The 19,441-nt window shown below is 38.2% G+C and carries 12 protein-coding genes and 4 tRNA genes; 5 read left to right on the forward strand and 11 right to left on the reverse strand.

Going from position 1 to position 19,441, the window contains the following annotated elements:
• Nucleotides 1-131 precede the first annotated feature (131 nt).
• The 4 genes from CBE70_RS06975 (at nucleotide 132) to CBE70_RS06990 (ending at nucleotide 513) form a co-directional block, all read left to right on the forward strand.
• Nucleotides 132-208, forward strand: a tRNA-Met gene (locus CBE70_RS06975).
• Between the two features lie 30 nt (nucleotides 209-238).
• Nucleotides 239-315 (forward strand) — tRNA-Met (locus CBE70_RS06980).
• Nucleotides 316-337: 22 nt separating this feature from the next.
• Nucleotides 338-414: transfer RNA gene (locus tag CBE70_RS06985), tRNA-Met, on the forward strand.
• A gap of 22 nt (nucleotides 415-436) precedes the next feature.
• Nucleotides 437-513, forward strand: a tRNA-Met gene (locus CBE70_RS06990).
• A gap of 212 nt (nucleotides 514-725) precedes the next feature.
• Here the strand turns inward: CBE70_RS06990 and amiC are convergent.
• Nucleotides 726-1,988, reverse strand: a complete 1,263-nt coding sequence (amiC, locus tag CBE70_RS06995) for an N-acetylmuramoyl-L-alanine amidase AmiC (protein ID WP_100158768.1) — start codon at nucleotides 1,986-1,988, stop codon at nucleotides 726-728.
• 240 nt (nucleotides 1,989-2,228) lie between these two features.
• Between amiC and argA the strand changes: the two genes are divergently transcribed.
• Complete coding sequence (gene argA / locus CBE70_RS07000) at nucleotides 2,229-3,563, forward strand: amino-acid N-acetyltransferase (RefSeq protein ID WP_099074429.1); 1,335 nt, start codon at nucleotides 2,229-2,231, stop codon at nucleotides 3,561-3,563.
• A gap of 73 nt (nucleotides 3,564-3,636) precedes the next feature.
• Here argA and recD read toward each other — a convergent pair whose 3' ends face one another.
• From recD to lgt, 10 genes are all read right to left on the reverse strand, one after another.
• Nucleotides 3,637-5,547 carry an exodeoxyribonuclease V subunit alpha gene (recD, locus tag CBE70_RS07005; RefSeq protein ID WP_100158769.1) on the reverse strand — a complete coding sequence of 637 codons (1,911 nt, stop codon included), beginning with the start codon at nucleotides 5,545-5,547 and terminating at the stop codon, nucleotides 3,637-3,639.
• A 2-nt stretch (nucleotides 5,548-5,549) separates the two neighbouring features.
• Nucleotides 5,550-9,161, reverse strand: a complete 3,612-nt coding sequence (recB, locus tag CBE70_RS07010) for an exodeoxyribonuclease V subunit beta (RefSeq protein ID WP_100158770.1) — start codon at nucleotides 9,159-9,161, stop codon at nucleotides 5,550-5,552.
• A complete protein-coding gene (ptrA, locus tag CBE70_RS07015) occupies nucleotides 9,158-12,046 on the reverse strand; it encodes a pitrilysin (protein WP_100158771.1) in 2,889 nt (962 codons plus the stop codon). The genes recB and ptrA overlap by 4 nt, the downstream gene beginning before the upstream one ends.
• A 15-nt stretch (nucleotides 12,047-12,061) precedes the next feature.
• Nucleotides 12,062-15,445: an exodeoxyribonuclease V subunit gamma gene (gene recC, locus CBE70_RS07020; protein ID WP_100158772.1), complete on the reverse strand. Its 3,384-nt coding sequence runs from the start codon at nucleotides 15,443-15,445 to the stop codon at nucleotides 12,062-12,064.
• Between the two features lie 15 nt (nucleotides 15,446-15,460).
• A complete protein-coding gene (locus CBE70_RS07025; RefSeq protein ID WP_232797372.1) occupies nucleotides 15,461-15,802 on the reverse strand; it encodes a hypothetical protein in 342 nt (113 codons plus the stop codon).
• Nucleotides 15,790-16,251: a DUF2509 family protein gene (locus CBE70_RS07030; protein ID WP_100158773.1), complete on the reverse strand. Its 462-nt coding sequence runs from the start codon at nucleotides 16,249-16,251 to the stop codon at nucleotides 15,790-15,792. Before CBE70_RS07030 ends, CBE70_RS07025 begins: the two co-directional genes overlap by 13 nt.
• Entirely contained in the window at nucleotides 16,248-16,892 is a 645-nt protein-coding gene (locus tag CBE70_RS07035) for a prepilin peptidase-dependent protein (protein ID WP_232797373.1), read from the reverse strand. The genes CBE70_RS07030 and CBE70_RS07035 overlap by 4 nt, the downstream gene beginning before the upstream one ends.
• Complete coding sequence (locus CBE70_RS07040; RefSeq protein WP_232797374.1) at nucleotides 16,886-17,395, reverse strand: potassium:proton antiporter; 510 nt, start codon at nucleotides 17,393-17,395, stop codon at nucleotides 16,886-16,888. Before CBE70_RS07040 ends, CBE70_RS07035 begins: the two co-directional genes overlap by 7 nt.
• A 233-nt stretch (nucleotides 17,396-17,628) precedes the next feature.
• Entirely contained in the window at nucleotides 17,629-18,480 is an 852-nt protein-coding gene (locus tag CBE70_RS07045) for a thymidylate synthase (protein ID WP_100158774.1), read from the reverse strand.
• 45 nt (nucleotides 18,481-18,525) lie between these two features.
• Nucleotides 18,526-19,416: a prolipoprotein diacylglyceryl transferase gene (lgt, locus tag CBE70_RS07050; RefSeq protein WP_100158775.1), complete on the reverse strand. Its 891-nt coding sequence runs from the start codon at nucleotides 19,414-19,416 to the stop codon at nucleotides 18,526-18,528.
• Nucleotides 19,417-19,441 lie beyond the last annotated feature (25 nt).

The raw sequence follows: 19,441 nt of genomic DNA on the forward strand, positions 1-19,441 counted from the left end.
TATGACGAGTATAACTGCCTAAATTTGCATCTTGATGTGTTATTTCTGACCGTTTTTAAAAGAAAACTGTAAAAATTTCATAAAAAACTTGCAACTCGGCAGATCCTGAGTATAGTGCCCCTCTGTGGAGACGCGGGGTGGAGCAGCTTGGTAGCTCGTCGGGCTCATAACCCGAAGGTCGTCAGTTCAAATCTGGCCCCCGCAACCAATTCACAAAGCAGTAAGTTATAGTATCAGTCGCGGGATGGAGCAGCATGGTAGCTCGTCGGGCTCATAACCCGAAGGTCGTTGGTTCAAATCCAGCTCCCGCAACCAATTCTATAAACAACAATTCAGTCGCGGGATGGAGCAGCATGGTAGCTCGTCGGGCTCATAACCCGAAGGTCGTTGGTTCAAATCCAGCTCCCGCAACCAATTCTATAAACAACAATTCAGTCGCGGGATGGAGCAGCATGGTAGCTCGTCGGGCTCATAACCCGAAGGTCGTTGGTTCAAATCCAGCTCCCGCAACCAATTCCTCTTCAAGATTTCCTCTTATTTACTTTCTCTCTTAATTTACAAGCCTAATCATATTTCTTATAGATTTACTACGTTAAATTTCTTTTATATCAATAACGCATTGTATTAAATAGATTTATTGTGCTGAAACCACAATAAAAAACGCCAATAGAAAGCACATGATATCGGCTTTCTATTGGAATATAAGAAAAGGGTATGGAGAGAGATTAGCTACGATCAGCTAAGGTTAATTCACCACCATTGGCAAAATAAGCTTTGATCCCTTTGAAGATAGATTCGGCAATTTGTTGCTGGAACTTGGCTGTTTTCAGCTTTTTCTCTTCTTCGATATTACTGATAAAGGCCGTTTCAACCAGAATTGACGGAATTTCTGGTGCTTTCAATACCGCAAAACCTGCCTGATCGACTTTATTTTTATGCAGTTTATTAATCCCACCCATGAGCTTAAGCACTTCGCTACCAAATTTTAGGCTGTCATTAATCGTTGCAGTTTGCACAAGATCTAACATGGCGTGATCAACATAGCGATCGCCGCTTTTACTCACCCCACCAATTAAGTCAGACTCATTTTGTGTTTGAGCAAGGTAGCGTGCTGTATTACTGGTTGCGCCTGTTTTTGATAATGCAAAAACAGATGAACCTCTTGCAGAGCGGTTTGTAAACGCATCAGCATGGATAGAGACAAATAAATCTGCCTGCATTTTTCGCGCTTTAGCAACACGTACTGTCAATGGAATAAAGACATCTTCATTACGTGTCATATACGCTTTCATTTTGGCATCTTTATCAATAAGCGTTCTTAAGCGGCGAGCAATTTGTAAAACCACATCTTTTTCACGCGTTTTATATTTACCTATAGCCCCCGGATCTTCACCACCATGACCTGGGTCTATCATAATAATAATCGGTCTATCTCGCCCTGCTCTACCCGGTTTACGGGTGTCGGTTTGTGCTGGAACTGCTTGTTGTAAATCACCGTCGTTATATTCACGCAATAGTGCTAAGAGAGGATCATCTTCAGTATCAGCCCCATGACTTGGGTAGAAATCTAGCACCAAGCGGTTTTTAAATTCGGCCACAGGTTTAAGCGTAAACATTTGTGGTTGTACAGGCGTTTTTACTTCAAATACCAGTCGTACTGTTTTAGGTGTATTTTGACCAACCCGAATAAGTTTTAAATACGGATCACTAGTCTGAACCTGATTAGCGACACCTTTCAGTGCGCTATTAAGTTGAATACCTTCTAAATCCACCACAATACGCTCAGGATTTGATAATGCAAACTGGCGATATTTAAGTGGTGTGCTGGATTCTATAGTCACGCGAGTATAAGTCGAAGCAGGCCAAACCCTGACAGCAACAATAGATGCAGTGGCAGCAAGACCAACAGGACTAACACTTAACAATAATAACGCGCCAATTCCTTTAACAAGACGACGACGAGTTTGATTGTGCTCAGAATGACTCATGAAAATATTCCAAAAAAACGATTAACGTCAATAAACTCTAAAAAGAGATAAAAAAAGTTAAGAACAAAAAACTTTACCCAATCCACACTTCACTGTCACTTAAAAACAGCACAATTACTCACTTTTACACGAATATTCTGCCTTCAGGGAAAACAATAAGATAGGATTTTACTTGCCATTCCTCCCCAAAAAGAATAAAAATACATTAAATGCGAATAAAAATTCACTTGAGAGGGTTTTATGAAAGAGCGTAGCACCGAATTGGTCGATGGATTCCGCCACTCGGTTCCGTATATTAATGCACATAGAGGCAAAACATTTGTCATTATGCTGGGTGGCGAAGCCATTGCTCACGAAAACTTCCCATCTATCATTAATGATATTGGGTTGTTACACAGCCTAGGCATTCGTTTAGTGGTTGTTTATGGCGCTCGCCCACAAATTGATACTGCTCTTGAAGTACAAAAAGTATCTCCGATTTATCATAAATATACGCGCATCACAGATAGCAAAACCTTAGAAATCGTTAAACAAGCTGCGGGCACATTGCAACTTGATATTACGGCTCGCCTATCAATGAGTTTAAGCAATACTCCATTACAAGGTGCGCATATTAATGTTGTTAGTGGTAACTTTGTTATCGCACAGCCATTAGGGGTTGATGATGGCGTTGATTATTGTCATAGCGGAAAAATTCGTCGTATCGATGAAGAAGCTATTCATCGCCAGTTAGACAGTAATGCTATTGTATTAATTGGGCCAGTTGCCGTGTCTGTTACGGGTGAGAGCTTTAATCTCACCTCAGAAGAAGTGGCAACACAGCTTGCGATAAAACTTAAAGCACAAAAGCTGATTGGTTTTTGCTCATTCCAAGGTGTTATCGATGAAGAAGGTCACATTGTTTCTGAACTGCTGCCTAATCAAGCTGAAGATAAAATTCGAGAGCTACAAACAGAAGGTGATTACCATTCAGGCACAGTAAGATTCTTACGGGGCGCGGTTAAAGCCTGTCGTCGTGGTGTAGAGCGCAGCCACTTATTAAGTTATCAATCTGATGGTGCGCTTATTCAAGAATTATTCTCTCGTGATGGTATTGGTACTCAAATCGTCATGGAGAGTGCAGAAAAAGTTCGTAGAGCAAATATTAATGATATTGGTGGCATACTCGAACTTATTCGCCCATTAGAACAGCAAGGTATTTTAGTCAGACGTTCAAGAGAACAATTAGAAATTGAAATTGACCAATTCACTATTATTGAACGCGATAATATGACTATTGCATGCGCAGCGCTCTACCCTTACCCATCAGAAAAAATTGGTGAAATGGCTTGCGTTGCTGTACATCCAGACTATCGTAGCTCTTGTCGTGGTGAGGTTTTGCTACAACGAATTTCAGCACACGCTAAACAATTGGGGTTAGAAAAGCTATTTGTTTTAACAACTCGTAGCATACACTGGTTTCAAGAAAAAGGATTTGAACCTGCTGAGATTGATAAACTACCAATTGAAAAACAAGCCCTTTATAATTACCAACGTCGTTCTAAAATTTTGATTTTAGACTTACATAAAGAGTAATTACCAAATACAAAAAAAGACAGGTATCCCTCTCAATGTCTGTCTTTTATTATTTTCCATTATTAACGAATAGCTAATAACGTAATTTATCAATTAATCCACTTCGACGTTGAATACGCGTTTGTATTGCCATTTTCACCATAGACTCTGATGCATAAAGAGAAAGCTTTTGTTTAGCACGTGTTAATGCGGTATATAACAATTCTCGACTAACAACAGGTGAAAATTTATCAGGGAGTACTAACGCTGTATGGGTGAATTCAGAACCTTGTGATTTATGCACTGTCATTACATACGCAGTTTCATGTTGCGGTAATCGGCTAGGTTGGATCGCTTTCAATTTTCCATCCGGTAGTTGGAAAAAAGCTTTCATTTCATCTTCATCGTTATTGAGCATAATGCCAATATCACCATTAAACAGACCTAGCGTACTGTCATTTCGTTGGATCATAATGGGACGTCCAATATAATCACTTTGATAACTATTTGTAGGACGGCGGATCAATCGCTGGCGATGCAATAACATTTCAATTCTGTCATTTAAACCACTCACACCAAAAGGGCCTTCTCTTCGTGCGCACAATAAACGGTATTGGTTAAATGCATTAAGAATAATATCAGGTGATGCTTTTTGAGAAACTAAAGTGAGATACTCTCGATAAGCATTAACGGCATCTTGTATCATCAGTAAATAACTTTCTTTTGACTCTAAAGCAATAAAGCTCACATCTTGAGGCTCTAATGCTATTTCAAGCTGTTGTGGGCTAACTTCTGCTTTTTTCAACAACGCAATAGCTATTTTAGTCTGTCCTTTATTAACTGCAAAAGCCAGTTGCCCTATCCCTGAATCTTCACCAAAACGGTAGCTTTTACGTAATAAACACAGGGAATCACTGACGACAGACACTGGAATTTGAGAGACCGGAATAATATCCGTAGATTTAACCAATTCACCTTGAGTCAAATGATTAATCTGATCAAATCTTTTTTGACTGAAACCATCTTCAGAAAAACGGCAAATATCGCCTAACACAGCCCCCGCTTCAACAGAAGCAAGTTGGTCTTTATCACCTAAGAAAATAACGTGACATTTTGATGGGAGTGCATCAATCAAACGCGCCATCATGGGTAAATCAACCATTGAGGCTTCATCAACAACTAAAATATCAAGCTGTAATGGATTATCTTTGTGGTAACGAACTTGCTGACTTTCAGGCTGAGCGCCTAATAAACGATGAATAGTTTGTGCCTGCTTTGGCATCCACTTATTTTCTTCTTCGCTTAAATCAAGTTGCGCCAAAGCCTTACCTAAAGATTCCGTTAATCTCGCAGCGGCTTTACCTGTGGGAGCTGCTAATTGAATAATCGGCTTTTCATTCGATGTGAGCATCACAAAAGCCGCTAATATTTTAGCAACTGTCGTGGTTTTCCCCGTTCCAGGACCTCCTGAAATAATAGAAATAGGGCTTGTGATAGCAACACTGGCAGCCACTTTTTGCCAATTTGTTTCTTGGTTTTCTTTCGTGGCTGGAAAAAGCTGGTTAAGCACCTTAATTAATTCATTTTCATCAATATCAACAATGCTGTGCTCTTGCCTAAAAAATTGAGCTACTTTCTCTTCATAGCTCCACATTCTTTGTAGATAAAGAAGTTCATTATCTAAAATAATGGGAGAAGAAAGATTATCACTACTTTGACTAACGCAGTGACAATGAGTCAACTCTTCTACTATTTTTTTAGTAGAAGGCTTACCCATTTTTTGCCAAACCTCTTGTGAAAACTCTTTTTGTCTACCATCAAACAGTTGATCTTTTTGAATAATATTTAGTGGTAAACAAACATGACCCGCTCCGGTTTGAGCACTCAAATAAGCAAATACAAACAGTAAAATAGGGTTTTCATCTTCAACCAGCATTTGTGCAAATCGAAGATCTAAAGGTCGTAATAAGTTTTGTGTAATCGCTTGTTCTAATAGTTTGATCATTTTTATTTCTCACCGACTACATCGTGTTTGCTACTTTTGCCCGAAAATAGTGAATCTAGCGCCAAAACAAAAGCTTCATCGGGCAAATAAGCATAAACTCCATTTCCGGGATGTTCTTTATCTATACCCCGTAAAAAAAGATAATAAATACCACCAAAATGAGTTCGATAATCATAATCAGGAATACGTTGCTGTAAAAAACGATGTAACGCTAAGGTATAGAGTTGATATTGCAAGTCATAGCGATGATCCATCATTGCATTCATCATCGCTTCTTGTGTGTAATCCTCGCTCGATTCACCTAGCCAATTCGATTTATAATCCACAACATAGTATTTGCCTTCCCAAGAAAAGACTAAGTCAATAAAGCCTTTTAGCATCCCTTCTACTTGTTGAAATTGCAAAGCAGGACAACGTTTTGATAGAGGATCAAACTGACTAATTAATTGGGTCAATTGGGCTGATGATACTTCTTTCTCAATAGGTAAATAGAATTGTAATTCATCGAGTTGTTGTGATTTAGGGATATCAGCAAGACACAATCCTTGAGAATTAAGGGGTGTATGAAACAGCGTTTCCATCCACGTAACTAAAAGGGGAGCCCACTTTTCATCAAAGCCTTGAGCAGTCAATTGTCCTTGTATCCACAGTTCATCAATAGGCTGCGAAAAATCTAATACTTCCAACAAACTGTGTAAGAACGTTCCCGCTACTGCACCACGAGGGAAATGATGAATAGAATTTTCATCAATCTCTCCTTGTTGCTTCTCACCTTTAGCATCTGTATCAAGCCCCGGAGCAATAGATTGCACCAAAGCCTCAATATCACCTAAATCAAAATGATAACTGCGATTTGAATGCTGATAAGTTAATCCTGAATAGCTCGTTATACGCCAATTATCATGGATCTGACGTTTAAATATAGCGGCTTCAAGTTTTGTTTCAGCCATTAATTGAGGCTGGTAACGATGTGCTGATATATTATCAAGCGTTGTTACACTGATATTATCATCTAATAAAGCGTGAATTGATTGATGTAATAATTCACTATTGCCTTCTTCGCCTTGCTGTAATAAATACCCTAAAGCATTTTTATGCAGATCGGTAAGCCCTGATTTACGTTTGGTTCCCTTAACAAGAGGAGCAACACCAACATAACAGCAGAATTTAGATCGAGTTAATGCCACATAAAGTAAGCGTAAATCTTCTGCAAGTCGTTCTTCATCTGCTAAACGTAAACTTTCAGGTCGGCTAAAAATATCTAATTTAGCGTGAAATCTTTCTCTGTCATGATAAAGCGCCCCTTTTTGTTCTTGGTAATTACAAGCAAAAGGTAAGCAAACAATAGGATATTCAAGACCTTTAGATTTATGGATAGTACAAATTCGCACAAGATTTCGGTCACTTTCCAAACGCATTTGTTGACTTTCAGATTGCGCATCAGGATGAGAAATCTGTTGTGCTAACCAACGAATAAGGGCGTGTTCACTATCAAGTTGCAATGATGTTTCTTGTAATAATTCACCAATATGCATGATATCGGTAAGCCGGCGCTCACCATCAATACTTGCGAGTAAATTTTCCGCAATTTGATTATCCATCATGATTTTACGCAACATGGGTAAAACACCACGCTTTTGCCATAGTACATAGTAATCAGCAAATTTCTCCACGTAGCTATTCCAGCGCACCTCATTGCGGTTTAGCTCATCAATTTGCTTTGCGCTAAAACCAAATAATCGGCTGGCTAAAGATGCCCTTAAAACACGTTCTTTCTCAGGAGTTACAACCGCTTGTAGTAACCAAAGTAGATCTTTAGCTTCATTGGTTTCAAATACACTTTCACGATTGGATAAGAATACAGATTGTATTGAAAGCAAATTCAGTGCATCACGGATCAGTATCGCTTCTCTACGGCTACGCACCAGTACCATAATATCAGCAGATGTAACCGCTTTTTTTTCACCTTGTTCAATCAACCAAGCCTGTTGCTGTTCCCCTGCTGATAACCAATCACGAATTTGTGCGGCACATTGCGCGGCCATAATTTGCTCATAATTTCCCGTAGAAACACTTTCACCTTCAGTAAGCCAAAAATTAAAAGGTGAAATCGGTTTATCATGGTAAATAAAAGCCATGTCTTGGTTTTTTTCAGCCGAGCTTACTTCAATAAAAGGGATATGCTCAAATAAAAATGGAGCATTGGAACGCATAAAAAGCTTGTTAACTGCATTCACCATACCCGGCGCAGAGCGCCAGTTAGTATTTAATGTGTAGTGATGAGATGTCTGCTTTCGGGCTTGAATATAAGTAAAAATATCCGCACCACGGAATGCATAAATTGCCTGTTTAGGGTCACCAATAAATAGCAAACCACTATTTTCATGCTCACCATAAATGGCATCAAAAATACGGTATTGTTGAGGATCGGTGTCTTGGAATTCATCGATCATTGCAACTGGGTAACGTTCACGAATAGCTTGTGCTAAAACTTCACCACTTTCACGTTTCAATGCTCTATCTAAACGTGTTAGTAAATCATCAAATCCCATTTCACCACGACGCACCTTTTCATTTTCAATGCATTGGCGTATTTCAGGGATCGCGTTGGCAAGAATAACATCTCGCAGAGTCAGGCTCTGCTTTGTTAATCGTTCAATTTCAACAAAAAGAATATGCTCTGGTGCAGGGCCTTTCGTTGCTTTTTCATTCAGTGTTTCTTGTGAAAAACGAATTAAACAATCAGGTAATTGATAGCTTTTCGTTTCTAATGTTGACGCCCACAGGGTAATCTCTTCAATCCATTTAGGTAAAAAACGACTGCTATAACTACGTTTATCAACACCTGAAGCGGTTATCCATGCTTCAACTTCATGATGATGTTCATGCCAACGAGCTTTCACCTTATTAATTGCTTCAATAACTGCTTGATGACGCTCTTTGACTGATTCATTTTTACTGTCTAATGCCACACCTTCGATTTCAGGCATTTCACCTTGTAAATAAGGCTGTATTTCATAAAGCAGTTGTTCAGGGCCAGACCAAATCTGGCTTACTGCATTAGCAACATCATAAGAAAGTGGATAACAATGACGGCGCCAAAAATCAGCACATACCCGTTTTTTGAGCTCATATTCATCTTGGATCAAGACTTGTTCAAACAAGACTCCTGATTCAAATGCATTGTTTGCCAACATACGCTGGCAAAAGCCATGAATGGTATAAATAGCCGCTTCATCCATTTGGCGTTCTGCTTCTAACAACCACTGTGCAGCCAGCTCTTTATTAGGGATCTGTTTAAGTAACTCATTGTAAGTATCATCGCTACTTTCAACATCATGACGGATACAGGCAAGTCTTAGTTCATGGATATTTTTACGAATACGGGCTCGTAATTCATCTGTCGCCGCATCCGTAAATGTCACAACTAAAATCTCTTCAACACTGAGAGGGCGGTAGAATGCAGACTCTCCGCCTAATCCAAGAAGCAACCGTAAATACAACAACCCTATTGTATAAGTTTTTCCTGTTCCTGCAGACGCCTCAATGAGGCGTCTTTGGTACAAAGGAAGTGTATACGGGTTTAATGGCTGTGCCTGTATCACTTCACTCACTCTTTAATTTCCTCAATAGGTAAGGTTTTTTGTAATTCACTTACCGTAGTATAACGCTTCCATTGTTTATTTTCGGCGTAATCAGCATCTTTGCCATCTTTACCAATAATTTGAGAAACAAAAATAAATCCGTTCGGTTTTATAATTGCTTTTTCATAAAATTCAATAGCTTGTTTTAACGTTACTTTATTGAGCTCAGCTAAGAATTTTTCACGTCCATCATATTTTAAGTTATTACGATGGAAGTCATTTCGATAAAGAGAAACTTCTTCATAGAACGTTTGAGGTGGCTGTTTAACTTCGGTAATAATTGCCTGTTTATACTGATTAAAATCAGCCTCGTTCATTTTTTTCAAACGCTCGTAAGCTTGTTGATAAAATGCGTTATAGCGCTCATTTAAATAGACAGGCGGTTTTGCATTACTTTGCAGTAAAAAGCCGATACCTGATTGCTCACCCATAGTCCCTTGATAAGCAAATACAGCATAACCTAGTTGCTCTTCTGTTCTTAATTGATCGTAGAACCAAGGTTTAATAACAGATGATAACACTGAAGAAATTGCCTGACCTTCAAGGCGGCTATAACCTGTTGGGATATAAAGCTCGCCTAATGCGTTATCTGTACTCTTCGATTTATTTTGGAATTCAACTGCATTTAATTTATTGAATACTAATGTTTCACCGATCCAATATTCGGTGCCTTGATTACCTAATAATTCGTGTGCAGATTTAGCAATATCGCGGCTTTGCTCTGGCGTTAAGTTACCAATAATCAGCGCTTGAAGCGCAGCGTTTTTAATTACTTCACGACGATTATCAATAATATCTTGCAGTGTAATTGACTCTAACGCTTTGAGCTTGTCAGCTTCTTCATAGTACGGGATAGTATTTAATCGGCGAGCTGGCAGCATAGCTGCTTCAAATGCTTTTAAGTTATGAGTCACTTCAAGTTGTTCACGATACCAAGATTTAGCTTGATCTAGCTCTTCTTGAGTTGATTCAAAGCTCATATAGCTTTTTAATGTCGCATTAACTAGTTCTGGTAAATGTTGTGTATAACCATTCATTGAAAAATCAATGCCTTGCCCTGATGAGGATGAAGTATTCATTCCAGCAACAGAAGCTTGATAAGCTAATTCACTTAATGCTAAACCAGCAAGATAATCAGTTAAGGTTTGTGTCACTTGTTGCTTAACCGTAATGTCTGATTTCTTATTGACTAAACTTAAGGTCACACTGGCTTTAGGCTCATCAGAAAAATAGTGCGATGGCATATAAAATAAACGCGCACTTTTATCTTGCCACAACAATTGTGGTTTGATGATTTTGCTATCCGCATCAATCAATGAAAGGTTATCAGGGATATAAGGGTTAAGTGCTGGCAGTGATAATGAAATATCATCTGATAATGTTTGCCATGTTTTTAATTGCTTATCTGTGATTTTATCAACCTGATAAGGCGCATTAACAAAATAGGCTTGTTTGTTAGAAGGTTCATTAGGACTTATTACCCAAATACGAGCTTTCTCAGGTGTAAGAGAATCAAGACGAGAAAGGATAGCTGAAGGTTCATAATTATCAGCAATATAGTCTGCATTTAGGATATTTTTGATTGGATAACGCAGCATCATATCCGAAATGCCTTCTATGTAATTCATATCTCTTACAATAGAACCATAACGGAATGAGAGATCTAATACATTCGCAATTTCATCAAAGTAACGCTGACTGATACCTTCTGTTTGAATTAAACGAATGTACGAAAAGATAGCAGAAATCACTTTGTCTTTTTGCGCTAACCCTTTATCGGTTAACGAAACATAAATGGTAAACGAGCCTTGATTACGATCGATATATGGCTCTGAAAACGCACTAATATTTTCTGCTAAGCCTTGGTCTTGTAACCATGTTGCTAAAGTACCTGAGCTACGATTACCAATTAAATAGCCAATGTATTCGTCAGTTTTACTGCGAAAATCAGCAACGTTGTTATCTATACCAAACTCAATTTGTAAAGTCTTTTGCGGTTGAGCTGGTACTAAGTGGATCATTAATCCTTTTTCTTTATCCGTCATAGCAGGTACAGTAGTGACAGGCACAACTGCCTTTTTATTCGGGATACGAGCGAAAGTGTCTGCGGCTAATTTAGATAATTCATCAAGTGATTTATTACTATAAATAACCCCATTCATTAAATTGCCAGAGTAGTGTTTTTGATAAAATTTTATTAATTCATCTTGAAGCTTACTATTTGGCTTATCACTTAATGTCTCTAGATTCCCGCCCATAAAGCGAGAACTTGGATGTGATGGGTTTAAAGTTTCTGCCCTAACTTGCCAAAAACGCATACCATCACGCGCACGCGCCATTGTTAATTCTGCATTAACAGCATTACGTTCACGATCTGCATTTTTAGGATCAAGTAAAGGTTCAGCTAAAGCATCAGCAAGTCGATCAACCGCTTCATTAATAGCACTATTTTCCACTTCTAAATAGAATGCAGTACGATAAGTCGTTGTACTCGCATTATGAGAGCCGCCATTCTTCTGTAAGAATTCAGACATGCTACCTGCTTGAGGATATTTCACCGATCCCATTAGCACCATATGTTCTAAATAGTGCGCAAGACCTTGCTGACTATCAGGATCTTCTAATGCTCCAACAGGTAATGCAACTGCCGTTAATGATTTAACTGCCTTTTCATCAGAAACCAGTAATACGGTCATTTCATTAGGTAGTTTAATCGCTTGATATTGGCGTGGATCACTCTCACTCTTTTCAATGCTATCAGGCAATACTTGCCAGAGTGGATCAGCTGCAAAGCTGTTGATACTCACTAGCATCAATAGCAACATGATCCATAGTTGCGAGCAGTATTTTCTCATCTGATATGAGCTCCCTTATTTTTTCAGAAATGGAATTATTGGTTTAAATATTGTTAATGCCGTCTGTTTGACCGTTTGTAAAAAAGGTTCGTCTAATTGAGAGAAAGCGCGTTGAACATACATGTCATTCATTTCACCATCCCGATTATAGCTATCCGTTAAATGTTGCATCAGTACTAATTCTGCTTTTTCAAGTGTCTCTTCATCATCAAGTAAAAACTCTTGTGATTTTTTATCATAGCAAGCTTGTAACCAAGCCCAGCCACTTTTCGCAAATAGCGCTAATGGGCTGTTTAACCCTTGTTTATAGTCACTGATTAACTTGTCTAATGTTGAATAGGCGATTTCGGGATCAACTGGTAATAAACACCATTGAGTCTCTTTTCTTCCATAAAATCGGCTCTCGCCTGTTCCCTCTTTTAAACAATAAACTAAGTGCTCAATCCACAGTTGCAATAAATCATTAGCTGTTAAGCTGGCAGGTCGCCAACGTAATAAACCATCAGCTTGTACCTCATTTAAACGACCAATCAATGGCATTGCACTAAAGCTTTGCTCTAATGTGACAGAATGTGTAGCTAATCGTTCACTTCTTATCTTTTCAGCTAAAGGAAGTAACTCTTCTATTTGCTGCTCCCAATAAATTTGACCAAATGCACTTGCAGGAAGTTGTCCTGCTGCTTTGATTCGCTCAAACAAAGCTTCTGTTGAGGTTTGATCAATCAATGCTTTTAATAACCATTGGTTCAATAAATAACGTTGAAGGGCATTTATCACAAATGGCTCTTCTTCGGGTAATTCTGTTTCTTCAATAACAAAATTTGTTTTTAATCTTTGTTGGAAGAATGCACGAATAGGATGTCGATAAAAACGTGCAAGCGCATCAACAGAAACTTGATCTATTGTGTCATCATCATTAAGTGGCTCGGTAAAACTTTGATGAACCTGTCCTTGCCCACTCGCCGCAGGTAGCCATTCAGAGGCATAAGAACGAAAGGTAGCGTCAACTCGGAAATTTTCTTGAGCAAAAGGAACTCGGCTATGTTGTGTTAATAAACGCTGGTTTATACGAGTCGCGCTATCATCGACATTGAGTTCACCATCTTCCGATAAACGGAAATTTTGCCCAATATAATCTTGTAACTCTTTGATTAAGACTGATGGATTGCATTCTCGATCGTCACGTATCGATTTCCCGATATAACTGATATAAAGGTATTTTTCAGCTGAGCTAAGCGCCTCAAGGAATAAATAGCGGTCATCATCACGACGTTTTCTATCACCACGACGGCGTTTTTCTGCCATTAAATCAAACCCTAGCGGTTGAATATTACGAGGATAAATACCATCGTTCATACCTAATAAACACACCGCTTTAAAGGGAATAGAGCGCATAGGCATTAATGTACAGAAATTAATGCTGCCTGCTAAAAAACGCTGACTAATTTTTTCATCATCGAACCGTACGGTTAATTCATCACGAATAAGAACTAGCGGAATTTCATTTTGATATTGCGCTTTCAATCCATTTTCAATCACTTTTTGCCATTGTTGGATAATAAGCGCTAACACTAATTCTGTTTCTTCATCAGACTCAAAAAAGGCATCAACTAATTGTTGTCCAACTTCTAGCCATGCTTCTAATGAACGAGTTTCACTCAAACGTGTGCGCCAATCACTTAATGTGTAAAGAAAATCAGCGAGATGTCCTGCAAGTTCAGCAACTAATCCACTGGATTCATCGTAAGGAAGCACACCTTTCCAAGGACCATTTTCACTTTCCATCGCATAGCCAAGCAACATGCGCAGTAAGCCAAACTCCCATGTATTTTTACCCGTGATTGGTAATAAGAATGAAGCCACATTCTCATCATCTAATCCCCAGCGTATACCTGACTCATCAACCCAACGACGTAGTAGTTTTAGTTCATTTTCAAAAATAGAAAAATGCCCAGCTAAAGCAGGTACTTCAAGCAATGCCAACACTTGTTCAGCAGTAAAACGACTTTGAGGAAGTTCTAACAATGTAATAAAAGCCTGTAATACAGGATGCGCTTGACGCGCTTTTCTATCTGAAATAGCAAAAGGGAGATAACGTTCTGAAGGTGCATTACCGAACACAGCTTGAATATAAGGTGTATAACTATCGATATCCGCAACCATCACAATAATATCACGCGGTAGTAATTCAGGATCTTGTTCTAATAAATGCAGTAATTGATCTTGTAACACTTCCACTTCGCGCTGTGGGCTATGGCTAGCATGAAAAGTCAGTGAGTGATCATCTGGCAAAATGACGCGTTTGTTTTCACTACATTCATAAGTTTCAAGTGTTGTACCTAATTGCGAAAAATCTTCTAAATCAAGAATATCCGCTTGCAATTGATGAAGTAAATTATCTCTTGGGATTTCAACAAATGCATCTAATACATCGGTATATTCAAGTTCAGAGAGGAAATAAAGATTATCTTTACCCAGTTTTCCCCATGACGCTAATAGCGGATTACCGATATTTTGCTCCCCCTCATCATTAAATAACGAAGAAGCATTTTTTTCATCTTTAAACCAAGGCAATTCATGTAATTGCTTATAATGGCGTGGTTTTCTGCTATTAAGACGGGAAAGAAATTTAGGATCTTGAATATCGCCCCAATAGTAACGGCAAGGATTGGTAAAGAGTAAATAAATCTCGGTATGGCGCCCTATCGCTTGTAATGCCTGCAAGTAAACTTGAGGTAGAGCTGAAATCCCACAAATAAAAATTCGGGGTGGGAAACAGTGTTGAAGCTCCCCTTCTTTTGCATTATTTAAAGTCGAAATAAATTGCTGATAAAGATTAGAGCGGTGCCATTGAGGCTGATTAAGATCTTTTGTGTATTGCTGTAATGCTACCCACAATATTTTCTGCCAGCGTTGATTTTCACTCAACCCTTCGATTAATTCATCATTTTCCCACGAAGCTAACCAATCTGAACGATACACTAAATATTGGTCAAATAAGTCAGCCACACGCCCTGCTAACTGATGAAGTTTACGTTTATCTTCATCATCATCAAGGTAATGCAGCAAGGGTTTAAATTCTTCATGAGGCAAAAATTCAGGCAGCAATGCCATTAATTTCCATGTCATGGCATCTTTAGAAAAAGCGCTTTCTTTAGGTATACCTGATAATACCCGAGTAAACATTTCCCAAATAAAAGTCGCTGGTAATGGGTAACGGATATTAGCAGCGATACCCAAACTTTCGGCAAGCTGGATTTGTAGCCACTGAGACATTCCGGGGCTTTGTACAAGGATCACTTCTTGTTCAAAAGGAGAAGAAAGTGGTCTGGTCTGCATAAAGTGCACCATAAGTGACTTTAGTAATGACAACTGATTTGAGTGATATATATGAAACATCAGATCCTCATCTTATTAATAGCATGACCAGTAATACAGCCTTATTTCGGGTAATACATTATTGGCAACATAACCTTCTATTTGCTGACAACCTTCAGACTGTAAAAGTGAGCGCGTCATTATTTTGGGGTTAGATGCGAAATGGTCAGGTGATTTATCAGATATTTGCTCAAATAAAACAAAAAGCTCCTGCCCTGCCTGCTGAATTTGAATTAACTGCTGAAAGTCAGCTTTTAATGATTGACTATACCCTATAATAGCGACAAAACTAATATTAAAAAACAGTAATATAAACATTGTATTAAGTAAAATAGAGCCACTTTCTGATTTATTTTGAATGTTGTCTATAACACACACTCCTTATGCACTAATGGGCAATAATCTAGCCATCCATTTGGATGTGCAACAATGGATTTATTTTTGTCTTTCAAAAAACCAACCCATTGATAATGATATATTTTATAACCATTTACACTTTCTGCTTGCCCTTGCAACAAGCCCTTTTCTAACGAAATCAAAAATAAACAACTTTTTATTTTAGGATTTGCATGAAAATAACGGCATTGCCATCTATTTAACTGTGGCGATAAAATTTCCCAATTCAATTTTATTCCCCATGCCAATGCAGATTCAGCAAATAAAAAAGCCTGTCGTGCTTGTAACTCTTGCATCACTATTTGTTGAGACTGCCTGTAATGATAAGCAAAATTCCCAAGCGCCGATAAACTCATAACAATAAACCCCATTACGATAAATAAACTGGCAAATCCTTGCTCACTTTTATTGTGAATTGAATCAATACTCATAACGTGGTCACATTCCTTAACCGAATGTCATTCTTATAATGTAATTTCACAGCAGGAGATTGTTTTAAATGAAATTTTAAAGAAACTGAAAGATAAAAAAATGGTTTCTCTTTGATAAGATGTTGCCTTGAATAAGGGTGTAAAATAAATTCAGTCACTTCAATTTCATGACTTTCAAAAAATCGTTGCCATCCTGAAGAAGTACAATCTTGTACTCCTCTTAATTGTTCTAGTTGACCATTTTTAAGCCGATAACCAAAATAATCACTCTCTTTTGAAGAAGGCATATCCCATCGACCATTACCATTTACGTCATAAGCAAAAATAATGCAGCTATTTTTTTCTTGATAGGAATACTGTCCTATTTTTAATGGTGAAGTGTGCGACTCTTTTGACTTTGATACATAGGCACAATCACCGTGGCAATATCCAATGCGCCTTAGTTGTGTTTCTAGTACCAATAACCTTTCTCTTAAAAAAATATCTAACTGATACTGTTGGTAAGAATGGAACAGTGTATTTATTACTTGAGGATAAGCCCGACTAATACAAAGAAATAAAACGCCACTAATTGCCATAGCAAAAAGGCATTCCATTAACATCATGCCAGATGAAAATGAAAATATTGATCGCTTTAACATGGCGAAAAGACCTTAATTTTTTGGCTACATGCCCTTATTCTGCCTAAAGATGAAATAACAATTTTCACTTCACCTTCTGAACTTTGAAGCACAAAACTCATTGGTCTTAAGGTTTGACGAATGCCTCCAAACGTAAAATTTGAAACTGTTGATTGCTTAAGTTGAATGCCAGAAGCTAACTGAAAAATTATTTGTTTTTCAGGTAAATGCCGTAGAGAAAAAGGAATAGCGACGACTTTATTACTGGGTGACAAATGAAGTGATATTTCAATTTTTATATTAAACAGTAGTGCTTGTTGTCGTTGATAAGAAAGAAAAGCAATAGTTTCGCGCACACTATGTATCAATTGACGTTGGTGAGTAAATTGCTGATAGGTCGTGATTGATAAGTAACTTAAAATCGAGGCGATCATCATAACAATAAGCATTTCAAGTAGGCTTATTCCAAATTCGTTCTCTTGCTGATGTGCCCTACTTAGGCTTATATCCATGTTATTGTTCATTTATTCCCCCCTTTTTAACCTACTGAGAGAATGCAGACAAAACATCTAACGGTAAATAAAGGAAAGTGCTTTTTTCGAACAACAACGCAATAAAGGTATTTTCAGAGTAAATACAAAAAAATAATCATCAACAAGGCTGGGATTAACCTGAGTTTATTGAATTGAATTTAGTGATAGAGATAAAAAAGCCCCTATTTATCACTAAATAGGGGCTTTAAAACACAAAGGAAAAATCAAACCGTAAATGGATATTTTATCGCTTCATGGCATTGATAACCTTCAACGGTAAAATCATCCGTTGTTACCCACGTTTCGATATCTTCCAACGTTTTGATTTTTGGATTGATATGTAATGTTGGTAACGGCAATGGCTCTCTTTTTAACTGCACATCGCGCATTAGAGGTAATTGATTTTCATAGATATGTGCATTGATTATCTTATGAAATGCTTTACCCGGCTTATGTCCTGTAATTTGAGCCACCAGCGCCAATAAAACAAAGCACTGAATTTGGTTAAAGTTCAAACCTAGCGGCACATCACAACTACGTTGATAAGAGGTTAAATAAAGCGTATCACCCACTAATGAAAATGTGTGTGTATGCATGCAAGGACGCAAACAACCTAGTTCGGTTTCACCCGGATTATAGAACGTGACGATCTCACCACGATCATCGATACCTTTAGTCAGGTTATCTACTACTTTACGTAGTTGATCAAAATGAGAACCATCAGGGCGTTGCCATTGACGTCCTTGAACGCCATATACACGCCCCATATCGTCTTCACCTTTACGATGAGGGTTGTTTAACCATGCTCCATTTTCATTTGCGTTTGCATTCCATGTATTACAACCAATTTCACGAAATTGACCTGCGTTGTCGTAACCACGTAAATACCCTAACAGCTCTGCAATTGCGGCTTTATAGAAGCTTTTACGTGTCGTTATCAGCGGAAATTGGTTATTTGCAACATCATATTCCAGATCAGCATTAATCACCGTTAAACAACGGGTTCCTGTCCGTTTATTATCAATCCATTGCCCTTCATCGATAATGCGTTGACACAATGCCAGATACTGCTTCATGTTGTCTCTCTTGTAATTAGCTAATAATAATAAATTTATCTCACACTATTTGTGAGCAGGTGTTGGATTTTGTGGTGTCTTTTTATCTTGACGATAAGCCCATACCATAAAAATAATACCCAACAAAATCATTGGAATTGAAAGTATTTGTCCCATACTCACACCACCAAATAACCCTAGTTGTGCGTCAGGTTGACGGAAGAATTCAACAATAATACGGAATGCACCATAACCAATCAGGAATAGACCCGACACACTACCGACGGGACGATTTTTACGCACAAAAATATTCAGAATAATAAATAACACCACGCCTTCTAACAGCATTTCATAAAGCTGAGAGGGATGACGAGGTAAAACACCATATTCTTGAATAATAGGCAGTAACGTTGTGGGATCTTGGGCAACAAGCTGGAGATCTGCAGAACGAGATGTTGGGAATAAGAAAGCCCAAGGCGTATCTAATGTGACGCGTCCCCATAATTCACCATTAATAAAATTACCAATACGGCCTAAGCCTAAACCAAATGGAATTAAAGGTGCCACAAAATCAGCCACTTGGAAAAATTTACGTTTAGTGCGTTTAGCAAACCAAATCATGGCACAAATGACCCCAATTAAACCACCATGGAACGACATTCCGCCATCCCATACTTTAAAGAGGTAAAGAGGATCATTTAAAAAGACAGGTAGGTTATAAAATAAAACATAACCTAAACGACCACCGATAAATACCCCCACAAAACCGACATAAAGTAATGTTTCAACTTCATTTTTATTCCAACCACTATTCGGTTTTGCAGCTCGACGATTTGCAAGCCATAAGGCAAAAACAAACCCAACTAAATACATCATACCGTACCAGTGTAATGACACAGGCCCGATAGAAAACATAACGGGATCAATCTCTGGAAATTTAAGGTAGCTTATACTCATTATTCCCTACTTCACTTAATCAATA

This window comes from Proteus columbae, assembly GCF_002777965.1.
GTDB lineage: Bacteria > Pseudomonadota > Gammaproteobacteria > Enterobacterales > Enterobacteriaceae > Proteus > Proteus columbae.

Excerpts from the sequence above, each read along its gene's own strand:
- amiC (WP_100158768.1), bottom strand. The coding sequence starts at position 1,988 with ATGAGTCATTCTGAGCACAATCAAACTCGTCGTCGTCTTGTTAAAGGA.
- CBE70_RS07035 (WP_232797373.1), bottom strand. The coding sequence starts at position 16,892 with ATGTTAAAGCGATCAATATTTTCATTTTCATCTGGCATGATGTTAATG.
- lgt (WP_100158775.1), bottom strand. The coding sequence starts at position 19,416 with ATGAGTATAAGCTACCTTAAATTTCCAGAGATTGATCCCGTTATGTTT.
- recD (WP_100158769.1), bottom strand. The coding sequence starts at position 5,547 with ATGATCAAACTATTAGAACAAGCGATTACACAAAACTTATTACGACCT.
- ptrA (WP_100158771.1), bottom strand. The coding sequence starts at position 12,046 with ATGAGAAAATACTGCTCGCAACTATGGATCATGTTGCTATTGATGCTA.
- argA (WP_099074429.1), top strand. The coding sequence starts at position 2,229 with ATGAAAGAGCGTAGCACCGAATTGGTCGATGGATTCCGCCACTCGGTT.
- recC (WP_100158772.1), bottom strand. The coding sequence starts at position 15,445 with ATGTTTCATATATATCACTCAAATCAGTTGTCATTACTAAAGTCACTT.
- CBE70_RS07040 (WP_232797374.1), bottom strand. The coding sequence starts at position 17,395 with ATGAACAATAACATGGATATAAGCCTAAGTAGGGCACATCAGCAAGAG.
- CBE70_RS07030 (WP_100158773.1), bottom strand. The coding sequence starts at position 16,251 with ATGAGTATTGATTCAATTCACAATAAAAGTGAGCAAGGATTTGCCAGT.
- CBE70_RS07045 (WP_100158774.1), bottom strand. The coding sequence starts at position 18,480 with ATGAAGCAGTATCTGGCATTGTGTCAACGCATTATCGATGAAGGGCAA.